Source organism: Ensifer sp. ENS07 (assembly GCF_014852185.1).
Lineage (GTDB): Bacteria > Pseudomonadota > Alphaproteobacteria > Rhizobiales > Rhizobiaceae > Ensifer > Ensifer adhaerens.
In genome coordinates this window covers 174,687-190,095 of sequence record NZ_JACVBE010000005.1, presented here as the reverse complement: position 1 = coordinate 190,095, position 15,409 = coordinate 174,687, and the positions used below count along the sequence as shown (strand labels likewise).

Sequence of the window (15,409 nt, the reverse complement as noted above, 5' to 3'; positions counted from 1 at the left end):
GAGATACAATAGGGCAAGCGCGCTGCACCCCCGTGCGGCGCGCTGAAACTTTGGTGCGGCAAGGCCGCCCGAATACGCGATGAACGGGGCAGAAAGCAGATGATCAGCAGGCGCCGCAGGCACGATAGCCGTACGCCGTTCGGGATTGCGACGATCTGCATTGCCGTTGTGGCGATGCTCACCGTCAGCCTTTTTGCGAGCTTTGCCGAGGCGCAGGAGCGCGTTCAACGCCGCACCTTGTTTCAGATGCTCTTCGGCGGCTTGACCCGCGAACGGCCGACCTACCAGGATCGCGACTATTATCCCGAACAGCCGCGCCCGAAGCGCCAGCGCCAGCCGCAACAGCGGCAGAAGGGCCAGGGGCAGCAGAAGCAGAAGCCAAAGGTTGCCGACACCCCTGCCCCGGCGCCGATAGTGGTGGAGAAGGCGCCGGATGCCAAGAAGGTGCTCGTCGTCGGCGACTTCATGGCCGGAAGCCTTGGCGACGGCCTGAAGACGGCCTTCGAGATGACGCCCGGCATCACCATCGAGACGCGGGCGAACGGTTCGTCCGGTCTCGTGCGCGAAGACTATTTCAATTGGCCGGGCACGCTGCCGGGCTATGTCGGCGACGTGAAGCCGTCGGTCATCATCATCAGCCTCGGCGCCAACGATCGCCAGCAGATGCAGATCGGCAGCACCAAGGAGAAGTTCCGCTCCGACCTTTGGACGGAAGAATATCGCAAGCGTGTCAACGCGCTGGCAGCCCTTGCGCGCAAGGAAAAGCTGCCGGTTCTCTGGGTCGGCATGCCGCCGTTCCAGTCGGCCGCGATGACCGCCGACATGGTCACCTTCAACGGCATCTATCGCGAGGAGATCGAGAAGGTCGGCGGACAGTTCGTCGACATCTGGGACGGCTTCGTCGATGAGGGCGGCAAGTTCGTTCTGACCGGCTCCGATATCAACGGCCAGCAGGTGCGCCTGCGCGGCGCCGACGGCGTCAACCTCACCAAGGCCGGCAAGCGCAAGCTTGCCTTCTACGTCGAGAAGGACATCCGTCGGCTGCTCGGCGATGCCGCCGCCACCGACAAGAACGTGCCGGGCGCCGACGAGCTCAAGGACCTGGTGGTGACCGCACCGCTCGGCAACGAGGATATCGTCAAGACCCAGCCGATCGGGCTGACCGATCCGGCGCTGGATGGCGCCGCGTCCCTGCTCGGCAGCGCCGCACCGGACAAGGGCAACGGCAAGAGCCCACGCGACCTGCTGGTTGGCAAGGGTGACGTCGCCGCCGCTCCGGCCGGCCGCGTCGATGACTTCCGCCTCTCGAAGCCAAACACGGTCATCAGCAACCCGGTGATCCGCAACTAGGCCGACGATCCCCATTCAGCCTTCTGGCACACCATGAAAAAAGCCCCGCATCGCTGCGGGGCTTTTTTCATGCTTGGGAGTAATGCCTTAGCGCGGCAGCGTGGTCGAACCCATCAGCGCCTCGTCGATCGCACGCGCCGCCTGGCGGCCTTCGCGGATCGCCCAGACGACGAGCGACTGGCCGCGGCGCACGTCGCCGGCCGTCCAGAGCTTGTCGACCGAGGTCTTGTAGTCGCGCTCGTTGGCGACGACGTTGGTCGAGCCGCGGCGGTCGGTGTTGAGCGTCAGCTTGTCGCCGAGGTCCTTGATCACGCTGTTGGTGAAGGGACCACTGAAACCGATGGCGATGAAGGCAAGATCCGCCTTGATGATGAACTCCGTGCCGGCGACCGGCTTGCGGCGATCATCCACCTGGCAGCACTTCACGCCGGTCAGGTTGCCGTCCTCGTCGCCGATGAACTCAAGGGTCGCCACCTGGAACTCGCGGATGGCGCCTTCGGCCTGGCTCGAAGAGGTGCGCATCTTCGTCGCCCAAAACGGCCAGACGGCAAGCTTGTCTTCCTTTTCCGGCGGCTGCGGACGGATGTCGAGCTGGGTCACCTTGACGGCGCCCTGGCGGAAAGCGGTGCCGACACAGTCGGACGCGGTATCACCACCGCCGACGACGACGATATGCTTGCCGCCGGCAAGGATCGGCTGCGACGGCCAGCCGACGCTGTCGATGTTCTCGCGGCCGACGCGGCGGTTCTGCTGGACGAGATAGGGCATCGCGTCATGCACGCCGGCGAACTGGACGCCGGGGATTCCCGCGTCGCGCGGGGTCTCGGAGCCGCCGCAGTAGAGCACGGCGTCATGCTCGTCGAGCAGGCGCTGCATCGGAACGTCGACGCCGACATTGATGCCGCAGTGGAAAGTGACGCCTTCGCCGCGCATCTGGTCGACGCGGCGATCGATGAAGTTCTTCTCCATCTTGAAGTCCGGGATGCCGTAGCGCAGCAGGCCGCCGGGCTTGGTTTCGCGCTCGTAGACGTGCACCTCGTGGCCGGCGCGGGCAAGCTGCTGGGCCGCGGCCATACCGGCAGGTCCCGAGCCGATGATCGCGACCTTCTTGCCGGTCTTGGTGACGGCCGGCTGCGGCACGATATAGCCCATTTCATAGGCCTTGTCGGCGATCGCCTGTTCGACGGTCTTGATCGCGACCGGGGTGTCTTCGAGGTTCAACGTGCAGGCTTCCTCGCACGGCGCCGGGCAGACGCGGCCGGTGAATTCCGGGAAGTTGTTGGTCGAATGCAGGTTGCGGATCGCCTCGTCCCAGTTGCCGTTGTAGACGAGATCGTTCCAGTCCGGGATCTGGTTGTGCACCGGGCAGCCGGTCGGGCCGTGGCAATAGGGGATGCCACAGTCCATGCAGCGAGCAGCCTGCTTCTGCACTTCCGGTTCTGACATCGGAATGGTGAATTCGCGAAAATGGCGGATGCGGTCGGACGCCGGCTGGTACTTTGCCACTTGCCGGTCGATCTCGAGAAATCCAGTTACCTTACCCATCGTTTCATCCTGAAAGCTGTGCGTCTGAACAGGCGCTTTTTGCGAGCGCGCGTGAGGGGCCCCCGAACCGATCTGTGATGAACCGGGAGCCTTGGTCACCGGGGCCTCCTATTCGGCCGCCTCTGCCATTTTCATGCGTTCCATATCCTCGAGCGCACGGCGGTACTCGACCGGCATGACCTTGCGGAACTTCGGCCGATAATCCGTCCAGTGATCGAGGATCTCCTTCGCCCGGGGCGAACCCGTGTGGTGAAGGTGGTTGGAGATGAGCTGATAAAGCCGCTCCTCGTCGTGGCGCGTCATGTCGCCCGACACGTCGACCATGCCCTTGTGCATGATGTCGCCGCCGTGGTGGTGCAGCTTCTCCAGCATGTCGTCCTCTTCCGGAACCGGTTGCAGCTCGACCATCGCCATGTTGCAGCGACGGGCGAAATCGCCTTCCTCGTCGAGCACATAGGCGACACCGCCCGACATGCCGGCCGCAAAGTTGCGCCCCGTTCCGCCGAGCACGACGACGACGCCGCCGGTCATGTATTCGCAGCCGTGGTCACCCACGCCCTCGACGACCGCGACCGCGCCGGAGTTGCGCACGGCGAAACGTTCGCCGGCAACGCCGTTGAAGTAGCACTCGCCCGAGATCGCGCCGTAAAGCACGGTGTTGCCGACGATGATCGATTCTTGCGGAACGATCGTCGCATTTTCCGGCGGCCGGACAATGATGCGACCGCCCGAAAGACCCTTGCCGACATAGTCGTTACCGTCACCCACGAGATCGAAGGTGATGCCGCGTGCGAGGAACGCGCCGAAGGACTGGCCAGCCGTGCCCTTGAGGGTCACGTGGATGGTGTCGTCCTTCAGGCCCTTGTGGCCCCAGCGCTTGGCAAGAGCACCGGCAAGCATCGCGCCGGCCGAACGGTCGACGTTCTTGATCTCGGCTTCGATCTTGACCGGAGCCTTGGTTTCGAGCGCGACCGCCGCTTCCTTGATCAGCTTGCGATCGAGAACATCGTCGATCGGGTGCTGCTGGCGCGTGGTCCAGTAGGTCTCTTCCTTCTTGGCTTCCACCTTGTGGAAGATCTTCGAGAAGTCGAGGCCGTTGGCCTTCCAGTGCGCAAGCGCACTGTCCTTTTCGAGCAGTTCCGAAGCGCCGACGATGTCGTTGAGCTTCCTGACGCCGAGCGACGCCAGGATCTCGCGCACTTCTTCGGCCACGAAGAAGAAGTAGTTGATGACGTGCTCGGCCGTGCCCTTGAAGCGCTTGCGCAGCACCGGATCCTGGGTCGCAACGCCGACGGGACAGGTGTTGAGGTGGCACTTGCGCATCATGATGCAGCCGGCGGCGATCAGCGGTGCGGTGGCGAAGCCGAATTCGTCGGCACCGAGCAGCGCGCCGATGATGACGTCGCGACCGGTCTTCAGACCACCATCGACCTGAAGGGCGACGCGCGAACGCAGGCCGTTCAGCACCAGCGTCTGCTGGGTCTCGGCCAGACCGATTTCCCAAGGGCTGCCGGCGTGCTTCAGCGAGGTGAGTGGCGAAGCGCCGGTACCGCCGTCGAAGCCGGCGACAGTGATATGGTCGGCACGCGCCTTGGCAACGCCGGCGGCAACCGTGCCGACGCCAACTTCCGAGACGAGTTTGACCGAAACGTCGGCTTCCGGATTGACGTTCTTCAGATCGTAGATCAGCTGCGCCAAGTCTTCGATCGAGTAGATGTCATGGTGCGGCGGCGGCGAAATCAGGCCGACGCCCGGGGTCGAATGCCTGGTCTTGGCAACCGTTGCATCGACCTTGTGGCCGGGCAGCTGCCCGCCTTCGCCGGGCTTGGCCCCTTGCGCCACCTTGATCTGCAGCATGTCGGCATTGACCAGGTACTCGGTGGTCACGCCGAAGCGGCCGGACGCGATCTGCTTGATCGCCGAACGTTCCGGGTTCATCGAACCATCGGGCAGCGGCAGGTAGCGATCGCTTTCCTCGCCCCCTTCGCCGGTGTTCGACTTACCGCCGATCCGGTTCATGGCAATCGCCAGCGTCGTATGCGCCTCGCGGCTGATCGAGCCGAAGGACATGGCCCCGGTCGAGAAGCGCTTGACGATATCGACGGCCGGTTCGACCTCGTCGACCGAGATCGGCTTGCGGCCAAGGGCGTCGGCGCTCTTGATCGTGAACAGGCCACGGATGGTGTTCATGCGCAGCGCCGAGTTGTTCACCATCTCAGCGAACTCGCGGTAGCGGTCCTCTGCGTTGCCACGAACTGCGTGCTGCAGCGAGGCGATTGCGTCCGGCGTCCAGGCATGGCTTTCGCCGCGCATGCGGAAGGCATATTCGCCACCGATATCGAGCGAGTTGGCGAGAACCGGGTCGGCGCCGAAGGCCGCCTTGTGGCGGGCGACGGTTTCGGCGGCGATCTCTTCGAGGCCGATGCCTTCGATCGTCGTCGCCGTGCCGAAGAAGAACTGGTCGACAAGCTTCGACGACAGGCCGACGGCGTCGAAGATCTGCGCGCCACAATAGGACTGGTAGGTCGAGATGCCCATCTTGGACATGACCTTGAGGATGCCCTTACCGACGGCCTTGATGTAGCGGTAGACCACTTCGCTGCCGTCGACTTCCTTGGGGAACTCGCCACGCTTGTGCATGTCGGTGAGCGTATCGAAGGCGAGATAGGGGTTGATCGCCTCGGCGCCGTAGCCGGCGAGCAGGCAGAACTGATGCACTTCGCGCGGTTCGCCGGATTCAAGCACGATGCCGACCGACGTGCGCAGACCCTTGCGGATCAGGTGGTGGTGCACGGCGGCGGTCGCGAGCAGCGCCGGGATCGCCACGCGGTCCGGACCAACCTGACGGTCGGAGAGCACGATGATGTTGTAGCCACCCTTTACCGCCGCTTCGGCACGCTCGCAGAGCCGATCGAGCATTTCGGGCATGCCTTCGGCGCCGCGCGAAATGTCATAGGTAAAGTCGAGCGTCTTGGTGTCGAAACGATCCTCGGTGTGACCGATCGAGCGGATCTTTTCGAGATCGCCGTTGGTCAGGATCGGCTGGCGCACCTCGAGCCGCTTGGCATGCGCCATGCCCTCGTGGTCGAGGATGTTCGGACGCGGACCGATGAAGGAGACGAGGCTCATCACCAGCTCTTCGCGGATCGGGTCGATCGGCGGGTTGGTGACTTGCGCAAAGTTCTGCTTGAAATAGGTGTAAAGCAGCTTGCGCTTGTCCGACATCGCCGAGATCGGCGTGTCGGTGCCCATCGAGCCGATCGCTTCCTGGCCGGTCGTCGCCATCGGCGACATCAGGATCTTGGTGTCTTCGAGCGTGTAGCCAAAGGCCTGCTGACGATCGATCAGGGAAACGTCGCGACGGAGCGCACGCGGCTCCACCGGCTTCAACTCTTCAAGGATGAGCTGCGTGTCTTCGAGCCACTTGCTGTAGGGGTGCTTTTGCGCGAGCGAGGACTTCACCTCCTCGTCGGAGATGATGCGGCCTTGTTCCATATCGATCAGGAGCATCTTGCCCGGCTGCAGGCGCCACTTCTTGACGATCTTGTCTTCGTCGACCGGCAGCACGCCGGCTTCCGACGCGAGAATGACGCGATCGTCCGAGGTGACGATGTAGCGGGCCGGACGCAAACCGTTGCGGTCGAGCGTCGCGCCGACCTGGCGACCGTCGGTAAAGGCGACAGCTGCCGGACCGTCCCACGGCTCCATCAGCGCTGCGTGGTATTCGTAGAACGCCTTTCGCTCAGGCGACATCAACTGGTTGCCGGCCCACGCCTCGGGGATCAGCATCATGACGGCGTGCGACAGCGAATAGCCGCCCTGCACCAGGAACTCGAGTGCGTTGTCGAAGCAGGCGGTGTCCGACTGGCCTTCGTAGGAGATCGGCCAGAGCTTGGAGATGTCGTCGCCGAAGAGCGGCGAGGAAACCGACGCCTGGCGCGCCGCCATCCAGTTGACGTTGCCGCGCAGCGTGTTGATTTCGCCGTTATGGGCGACCATGCGGTAGGGATGGGCGAGCTTCCACGACGGAAACGTGTTGGTCGAGAAGCGCTGGTGAACGAGCGCCACCGCACTTTCGAAGCGCGGGTCGGACAGATCCTTGTAATAGGCGCCGACCTGGTAAGCGAGGAACATGCCCTTGTAGACGATCGTCGAGGACGACAGCGACACGGGGTAGAAGTTGCTCTCCTCGCCCTTGTATTCGTCATAGATACGGTTGGAGATCACCTTGCGCAGCGTGAAGAGACGGCGCTCGAACTCCGGGTTCGTGGCGGCGTCACGGCCGGCACCGATGAAGATCTGGACATGGCGCGGCTCGGTCGCGGCGATTTCCGGCGCCTTCGACAGCGACGCGTTGTCGACGGGCACGTCGCGGTAGCCGATGAGCACCTGGCCCTCTTCGGTGACGACGTCCTTGATCACCTGCTTGAAGTGTTCGACGAGCGCATCGTCCTGCGGCATGAAGATGTGGCCGACGGCATATTCGCCCGCCTTCGGCAGGGTGATGCCCTGCTTGGCCATCTCCTCCCGGAAGAAACGGTCGGGAATCTGCACGAGGATGCCCGCGCCATCTCCCATCAGCGGGTCGGCGCCGACGGCACCACGGTGCGTCAGGTTTTCGAGCATGAAGAGACCATCGCGCACGATCTGGTGCGACTTCTGACCCTTCATATGGGCGACGAAGCCGACACCGCAGGCGTCATGTTCGTTGCGCGGATCGTAGAGCCCCTGTTTTCGCGGCAGGCCAGTCGGGAATGCGGGCGTTTTTTCAGCCGTCGCAACGCTGTGTGCGAGGTTGAGCCCAGATTGCTGTGATGGCGAATGATCCGTCATCGTTTTCCCTCCTGTTGAACCCGGCACCGCCGGGCATGGCACCGCCCGCGCATGACTCTTCGTTGCGTGCAAAGACACGCCGAAAAGCCGGGGCACTCATCGTCTCATGATCCTGATCAGGTCGCAAATAAGCACGGCATCATCAGGCACTGATGTCTGCGACCATCCTGACGGCAGGCGATAACAACCGGATGAAATCCGGCCAATCCTCCCGCTTCGCACGCCGGATGCCACTTTTTTAGGCACTCACGGCGATTGTTCCGGTCCCTAGACCGAAATAGGACAGCAAACCTGTCCTATTTCATGTGCTCTATGCCAGAAACCACCCCCCTCTGCAAGAGGCATATCAGCAAATAATGGAGAAGATTTTGCCGAACATTGCCGGAAATTTCCGGCTTTTATAATTTAATTACGACATATCGTCGTTTTCTTCATTTTGGTTTCAAACTGGTCTCCTGTTGGCCTTTCGCCCGCTGACCGTGATTGATCCGGCTATAAACTCGGCTAAGGTCGGAAAAAGCCGTCGAATTGACGGTGAAACAGGGTGAGAAGTGATGATTTTTTCGTCTGATAACTGGGCTGGCGCCCATCCCGCGATTGCCGAAAGCCTGATGGCCCATGCCGGCGGCTACGCGTCGGCCTATGGCACCAGCGAGCTTGACCGGAAGGTGGAAAAGAAGTTCGCGGACATCTTCGAAAGGGACGTCGCCGTCTTCTTCGTCGGCACCGGAACAGCCGCCAATTCGCTGGCACTGGCAACAGCCAACCGCGCCGGCGGCGTCGCCTTCTGCCATCGCGAGGCCCATGTCATCGCCGACGAATGCGGCGCGCCCGAATTCTTTTCGCATGGCGCCCGACTGAAACCCGTCGACGGACCGCGGGGCAAGATGGAGGCCTCCCGCCTTGAAGCCGAGATCCGGCGCTTCCCGCTCGATAACGTCCATGGCGGCCAGCCCAGTGCGGTATCGCTGACGCAGGCGACGGAAAGCGGCACGGTCTATTCGCTCGCCGAAATCGAAGCGATCGCGGCCGTCGCCAAGGGACACAAGCTGCCGCTGCACATGGATGGTGCGCGCTTCGCCAACGCGCTGGTCAGCCTCGACGTAACGCCCGCCGAAATGACCTGGAAGCGCGGCGTCGACCTCGTCTCCTTCGGCGGCACCAAGAACGGCTGCTGGTGCGCCGAGGCGCTGGTGCTGTTCGACCTCTCCAAGGCCCACGAGATGCACTTCCTGCGCAAGCGCTCCGCCCAGCTTTTCTCCAAGTCGCGTTTCGTCTCGGCGCAGTTCGACGCCTATTTCGCCGGCGATCTCTGGCTGAACCTCGCCCGTCACGCCAACGCCATGGCCACACGCCTGGCCGAGGGCATTGCCGCCGCAAAGACGAGCCGGCTTGCCTGGCAGGCCGATGCCAACGAGGTCTTCGCCATCATCAGCAAGGATGTGGCGACGAAGCTCAGGCAGGATGGCGCCGTCTTCTACGACTGGCCAGTGCCGCACGACCTCGAGGGCAAGCTTGCTGAGAACGAGGGCCTCTATCGCCTCGTCACCAGCTTTGCGACCAAGGCCGAGGACGTCGACCGCTTCGTCGCCGGCTGCTGAGCGGTATCGGTATCAGCCCTGCCTTCAAGACTGCCCTTGCAGGGTCCTCAGATTGGCGAGGATTTCGACCGAGAGCGCCGCACTCAGCTTTCGGTCGACGCCCTTGCTCGGCACCAGCACGAATTCCACGTCTTCGAGCGGCGGCAGGAGCCCGGCCGGGATTTCCTTCAGCCCCGAGGGCACCATGCTGCGCGGCTGCACGAGCACGCCCATGCCGGCACGGGCCGCCGCCGTCAGGCCGCTGAGGCTGCCACAGGTGCATACGATCCGCCACGGCAGGCGGTGGCGGTCGAGCACTTCGAGCGCGACGCTGCGGGTGATGCTCGGCGGCGGAAAGGCGATCAGCGGCAGCACCTTGTCGCGCTTGATCCTCTCGGGATCGCGCGCCAGCCAAACCAGCGGTTCGCGATAGACGAGCTCGCCTCTGAGGTCGCCGAGCCTGCGCTTGGCAAGCACCAGATCGATCTCGCCATTGTCCTGCATCTGGTAGAGCACGCCGCTCAAGGCCACCGTGAGTTCCAGATCGACCGACGGATGGGCGCGGACGAAGTCTTCCAGCACCGCCGGCAGCCGGCTCATGACGAAGTCCTCGGAGACCCCGAGGCGGAGACGACCGCGCAAACTGCTTTCGGCAAACAGCGCCCGGACCTCGCCGTCGATCGCCAGCATCGAGCGCGCGTGGGCAAGCAGCGCCTGCCCGTCTGCCGTCAGCGAAACGCGGTGCGTATCGCGGTCGACGAGCGTGCGTCCGAGCGAGGCTTCGAGCCGCTGGATATGCTGGCTGACCGTCGATTGCCCGAGCGATAGTTTTTCCGCTGCAAGCGTGAAGCTGCCCATCTGTTCGAGGGCGACGAAACTGCGCAACTGCACGAGATCCAACATAGCTCATCTCATTTCGTGATAACTGTTATTCCTTGCATCCTGCTTCACAATGAGCGATCCCCGCAAGACGTTCGATAACGAGCAAGTGAGCTGATATGCGCCGCTACCTTCCCGATACCTTCACGATCCTGCTTCTGGCGACGGTGCTGCTTGCATCCGTCCTGCCGATCCATGGCGAGGCAACCGAATGGTTCGGATTGGCGACGAAGGTGGCTGTCGGAATGGTCTTCTTCCTGCACGGGGCGCGCCTGTCGCGCGACGTGGTGATCGCCGGCATCCTGCATTGGCGCCTGCACCTGACCATCCTTGCCTCGACCTTCGTGCTCTTCCCGCTCATCGGCCTTGCGGTCGGCTTCGTGCCGGATTCGATCCTGCCGCAATCGCTCTATACCGGCATCCTCTTCCTCTGCGTGCTGCCCTCGACGGTGCAGTCGTCGATCGCATTCACCTCCATGGCCGGTGGCAATGTGCCGGCCGCGATCTGCTCCGCGTCGGCCTCCAACATTTTCGGCATGTTCCTGACGCCGCTGCTCGTCGGGTTGCTGTTTTCCGCCGGCGGCCATGGCACCGTCACGCTCGATGCGGTCAAGCAGATCCTGCTGCAGTTGCTTGCCCCCTTCGTCGTCGGCCAGATGCTGCAGCCCGTGATCGGCAACTGGATCCGCGCCCGCAAGGGACTGTTGGCGCCGGTCGATCGCGGCTCGATCCTGATGGTCGTCTACCTCGCCTTCAGCCAGGCGGTCACCTCCGGCCTGTGGCAGACGTTTTCTCTGACCGATCTCGGCGTGCTCGTCGTCATCGAAATCGTCATGCTGGCACTCGTGCTTGCTGTCACCATGTACGGCAGCCGCCTGCTCGGTTTCGACAAGGCCGACGAGATCGCCATCACCTTCTGCGGCTCGAAGAAGAGCCTTGCGAGCGGCGTCCCGATGGCAAGCGCCATCTTCGCCGGCCAGAACATCGGCGCGATCGTGCTGCCCGTCATGCTGTTCCACCAGATCCAGCTGATGGCCTGCGCGGTGATTGCCCAGCGTTATGCAGCAAGGAAAGCGGCGGCTTCCGCCATGCCGGTACCGGCCCAGCCCTGATTGATCCGGCAACAAAAAACGGCGCCCGTAGAGGACGCCGTTCTTTGTGGGAGGTCTGTTTCATGCCCTGTTCGGGCGTGATGTTCAGAGGGTCTGAGCCTCGATCTGCTTCGGCTGCGATGCGACCGACGCGATCTCGATCCGGCGGGGCTTGGCGGCTTCCGGGATCTCGCGGGTAAGATCGATGTGCAGCAAGCCATTCTTCAGCGAAGCGGACTTGATCTCCACGTGATCGGCGAGCTGGAAGCGGCGCTCGAAGGCGCGCTTGGCAATGCCGCGATGGAGAAACTGGCTTTCTTCGCCCTTGTCCTCGGCCTTTTCGCCCTTGACCGTCAGCGTGTGTTCACGCGCCTCGATCGAAAGCTCGCTCTCGTCGAAACCGGCAACGGCCATGGTAATGCGGTAGGCGTTTTCGCCGGTGCGCTCGATGTTGTAGGGCGGATAGGTCTGGGCTTCACCCGGCTGGCCGAGGCTGTCGAGCATGGTGAACAGGCGGTCGAATCCGACGGTGGAGCGGTAAAGGGGAGAGAAATCGAAGTGACGCATGGTGTCCTCCTTGGAGCAACTTTTTGCGATGTCTGGTCGGCCACCCCATTCTGGCAGTGGCAGGACCGGTGAACGGACCCGTCTTCGGCGCCCGTGACCCTGATTTGGGGAGGCGATTTGACGACTTCAAGACGCCCCCGCCGACGATTTTTCCGTGAACCCGACATGAACGCCGGCTTCGGCTTCCGTTCAGCCCGACGGGACTAAAACAAAATCCTGGGCCGCAACGCCCAGGCTGAAGCGACATGTCCCTTCCCCTTCAGCGGCCGGAAACGGTGATCGTCCGGATTTCACCCACCGTTTCCGGCTTTTTTCTTTGACGGCGAAGACCCTGCCGCCTATCCCTTGATGCTACCGATCAACACGCTTTCACCTCCGGCCACGACCCCATGACCTCGATCCTCCACGCGACACCGGACAATCCGATCCCGGACAATCATGTCGCTGGCTTTTTCGATGGCATCGGCGGCCGCAAGATCCGCTATGCGATCTTCAAGACGAAGCAGCCGGTGGCGCGCGGCACGGTCGTTCTGCTGCAGGGCCGCAACGAATCGATCGAGAAGTACTTCGAGACGATTGCCGATCTGACTGCGGCCGGCCTCTGGGTCGCCACCTTCGACTGGCGCGGCCAGGCCGGCTCCGAGCGGCTGCTGGCGCACCCCGGACGCGGTTATGTCGACCACTTTTCCGACTATGAGCGCGACCTCAGCACCTTCCTCGAACAGATCGTGCTGCCCGATACCCGCCTGCCCTTCTCGATCGTCGCCCATTCCATGGGCGCTCTCGTTGCCCTCTCCCTCGCCCCGATGCTGGCAAGCCGCATCGATCGGCTTGTAGTGCTCGCACCCTTCGTCGGCCTTGGCGGCCAGGCGCTCGGCGAAAAGAGCATCGCGACGGTTGCGACCTTCATGCGGCTGGTCGGCCTCGGCGCCCTGCCGGCACACCCCGACAAGGGCAACCGCCCCTTCGAAAACAACGTGCTGACGGCCGATCGCCGCCGCTACGCCCGCAACATCACGCTAACCGATGCGCATCCGGAACTTAGGCTCGGGCCCCCGACGGCGCGCTGGCTGAGCGAGGCTTTCCACGCCATGCGCCGGGTCATCCGCCGCGAGCATCTGACCCGCATCACCCTGCCGACGATCATCCTGGCACCGACGGCCGATCGGCTGGTACCCCATATCGCCGTCGAATGGCTGGCGCGCAATTTCCGCGCCGCCCAGATGATCCCGATCGACGGCGCCCGACACGAGCTGCTGCACGAGGCGGACCGCTACCGCGCCCAGGCGATGGCAGCGATCCTCGCCTTCGTCATCCCCGAAGAAGGCGACGCGCGCGAAACCAGCGCCGCCTGAAGCAAGCGATCGCTCGCGACAGCGCCGCACGTCCTATCAGACGCGCAAAGGTCACTGTAACACGTTGATTTTACGGATATCTGCACCTGCCGCGCGAGGCGCAGGGCGGATCAGCCCTTCAGGATTTCCAGCGCCTGCGCGTGCAGTTCGGCATTGCCGGCAGCAATAACTTCGCCGCCCATTTCCGCCGGACCGCCCTGCCAGTTGGTGACGATGCCGCCGGCCTGCTCGATCAGAGGGATGAGCCCGCCGACATCATAGGGCTTCAGCCCGCATTCGATTACCAGATCGACATGGCCGGCGGCCAGAAGCGCGAATGCGTAGCAATCGCAGCCGTAGCGGAACAGCCGCACCTTGCTTTGCACCGTCTCATAGCGGGTCTTGAGATCGCCGGAATAGAGATGCGGCGAGGTGGTGAAAAGCACCGCGTCGTCAAGCGATCTGCAGGCGCGCGTCGAAAGCACCTGCTCGCCACCCGGCCCGCGGTAGACCGATTTCGTGCCGTCGGCGAAATAGCGCTCGCCGGTGAAAGGCTGGTCCATCAGGCCCATGACCGCCTCGCCATTGCGATAGAGGCCGACCAGCGTGCCCCAGACCGGCAAGCCGGAAATGAAGGCGCGCGTGCCGTCGATCGGGTCGATGACCCAGACATACTCGCGGTCGAGGCCGATATTGCCGTGCTCTTCGCCAAGAATGCCATGGTCCGGGAAATGCGCCTCGATCAGCGCGCGGATCGCCGCTTCCGCCGATTGGTCCGCTTCCGTTACCGGATCGAAGCCGCTCTCCAGCTTGTTGACCACGCTGGTCCCGATCCGAAAGCGCGGCAGGGTTTCCGCCTTGGCGGCATCTGCAAGACGATCGAAGAAGGCGCGGTCAGGCAACATGGCGATCTCTCAGGAAAACATGGAGGAAGGTACGTCCTGCATAGACGAAATTTGTCGAAAGGCAAACGACCGAGCACGCCCACCTGCGGGCGTCGTCGGCGTCAGGGCCGAAGCATTTCGCACTGCACCACGACCGCTTCGCACTTCAAACGCGACTTTGGAGAATTCAATCGGTTGATTCGCCATTTCCGGCTGAAAAACTTTTGACGCGACGCAAAAGTTTTCACCGGCAAACTTGACATTTGTGCAGTGCAATATTATGGTTTTCCTACAGTCACCTGTGACTGTAAATACCCTCCTTGGGTGTTTCCTCCCTAGACTTGACCGCGCCGTTGGCGCGGTTTTTTTTGAACCTCCCCGACAGCAAAATACCAAGCGTCGCCAGTACCTTGCTGGACGCCATCCCGCTTTGCCGGTTCTTCCTGATTTTTGGGAAAGGCTACTCGGCCGCCAGCGGCAGGTAAGCGCCGTAGTCCTCGACGTGGCGGGCAAGCGAGCCGATGAAGGTCGTGAGATCGGCAACCAGCGCACCGAAGCCAGGTTTGCGCACCAGCGTCGCCTCGTCGACATAGAGCGCCCGGTTGATCTCGATCTGCAGCGCATGCAGCCCGCGCGTCGGCCGGCCGTAGTGCTCGGTGATGAAGCCGCCGGCATAGGGCTTGTTGCGCACGACGCTGTAGCCGAGCTGCTGCAGCAGATCGACCGCAGCGCGCGAAAGCTCACCGGCAGCACTGGTACCGTAACGATCGCCGATGATGAAGTCGGGCCGCTGGGCGCTGCCCGGCAAATGCACGTTGCCCGGCATCGAATGGCAGTCGATCAGCACCGAGAGGCCGAACTGCACGTGTGTGCGCGCGATCAGCTTGCGCAAGGTGGCGTGATAGGGCTTGTAGATCGTCTCGATCCGCGTCAGCGCGTCCTCGACCGGGAACCGTCCACGATAGATTTCCATGTTCTCGGCCACCAGCCGCGGGATCGTTCCGAGCCCGCCTGCGACGCGCATCGAGCTGATGTTGGCATGCGGCGGTAGCGGCCCGTCGAACATGCGCGGATCGAGTTCGTATGGCTCGCGGTTGACGTCGAGGAAGGCGCGCGGGAAATGCGCAAGCAGCATCGGCGCGCCGAGGAACGTCGCGTTCTGGAACAGCTCATCGACATAGTGGTCTTCCGACCGGCGAATCGAAAGCGCGTCGAGCCTGGACTGGTCGAGAAAACTCTGGGGATAGGAGCGGCCGCTGTGCGGCGAATTGAACACAAAGGGAATGCGCTGGATTGGAGGTTCAAGGACCTCGAACAGTTCCCTCTCCGCAATTTCCCCCATCTGA

10 protein-coding genes are annotated in these 15,409 nt (G+C 63.1%); 4 read left to right on the top strand and 6 right to left on the bottom strand.

Translation table 11 applies throughout. The features are described 5' to 3' along the window. Positions 1–99 precede the first annotated feature (99 nt). Positions 100–1,350, top strand: a complete 1,251-nt coding sequence (locus IB277_RS18155; RefSeq protein ID WP_090297870.1) for a DUF459 domain-containing protein — start codon at positions 100–102, stop codon at positions 1,348–1,350. 87 nt (positions 1,351–1,437) lie between these two features. On the opposite strand, the gene IB277_RS18150 is transcribed toward IB277_RS18155, so the two are convergent. Beyond that, on the bottom strand, positions 1,438–2,895 hold the full coding sequence (locus tag IB277_RS18150) for a glutamate synthase subunit beta (RefSeq protein WP_034786787.1): 1,458 nt from the start codon (positions 2,893–2,895) through the stop codon (positions 1,438–1,440). Positions 2,896–3,003: 108 nt separating this feature from the next. After that, positions 3,004–7,728, bottom strand: a complete 4,725-nt coding sequence (gltB, locus tag IB277_RS18145) for a glutamate synthase large subunit (protein ID WP_090297873.1) — start codon at positions 7,726–7,728, stop codon at positions 3,004–3,006. Positions 7,729–8,282: 554 nt separating this feature from the next. Between gltB and IB277_RS18140 the strand changes: the two genes are divergently transcribed. After that, complete coding sequence (locus IB277_RS18140) at positions 8,283–9,329, top strand: low specificity L-threonine aldolase (RefSeq protein ID WP_090297876.1); 1,047 nt, start codon at positions 8,283–8,285, stop codon at positions 9,327–9,329. A 24-nt stretch (positions 9,330–9,353) separates the two neighbouring features. Here the strand turns inward: IB277_RS18140 and IB277_RS18135 are convergent, their stop codons facing one another. Further along, positions 9,354–10,211, bottom strand: coding sequence for a LysR family transcriptional regulator (locus IB277_RS18135; protein ID WP_034786796.1), 858 nt, complete (start codon positions 10,209–10,211; stop codon positions 9,354–9,356). 95 nt (positions 10,212–10,306) lie between these two features. Here IB277_RS18135 and IB277_RS18130 point away from each other — a divergent pair, with 95 nt between their 5' ends. Next, a complete protein-coding gene (locus IB277_RS18130; protein WP_090297881.1) occupies positions 10,307–11,299 on the top strand; it encodes a bile acid:sodium symporter family protein in 993 nt (330 codons plus the stop codon). 84 nt (positions 11,300–11,383) lie between these two features. On the opposite strand, the gene IB277_RS18125 is transcribed toward IB277_RS18130, so the two are convergent. Next, entirely contained in the window at positions 11,384–11,845 is a 462-nt protein-coding gene (locus IB277_RS18125) for an Hsp20 family protein (protein WP_034786801.1), read from the bottom strand. Positions 11,846–12,234: 389 nt separating this feature from the next. Between IB277_RS18125 and IB277_RS18120 the strand changes: the two genes are divergently transcribed. Then, positions 12,235–13,200 carry an alpha/beta fold hydrolase gene (locus IB277_RS18120; protein WP_090297884.1) on the top strand — a complete coding sequence of 322 codons (966 nt, stop codon included), beginning with the start codon at positions 12,235–12,237 and terminating at the stop codon, positions 13,198–13,200. 110 nt (positions 13,201–13,310) lie between these two features. Here the strand turns inward: IB277_RS18120 and hisN are convergent, their stop codons facing one another. Continuing rightward, on the bottom strand, positions 13,311–14,084 hold the full coding sequence (gene hisN, locus IB277_RS18115; RefSeq protein WP_060581316.1) for a histidinol-phosphatase: 774 nt from the start codon (positions 14,082–14,084) through the stop codon (positions 13,311–13,313). Between the two features lie 439 nt (positions 14,085–14,523). Beyond that, the gene (locus IB277_RS18110; RefSeq protein ID WP_060517614.1) at positions 14,524–15,405 is read right to left on the bottom strand and encodes an N-formylglutamate amidohydrolase; all 882 of its coding nucleotides are present in this window, start codon (positions 15,403–15,405) and stop codon (positions 14,524–14,526) included. Positions 15,406–15,409 lie beyond the last annotated feature (4 nt).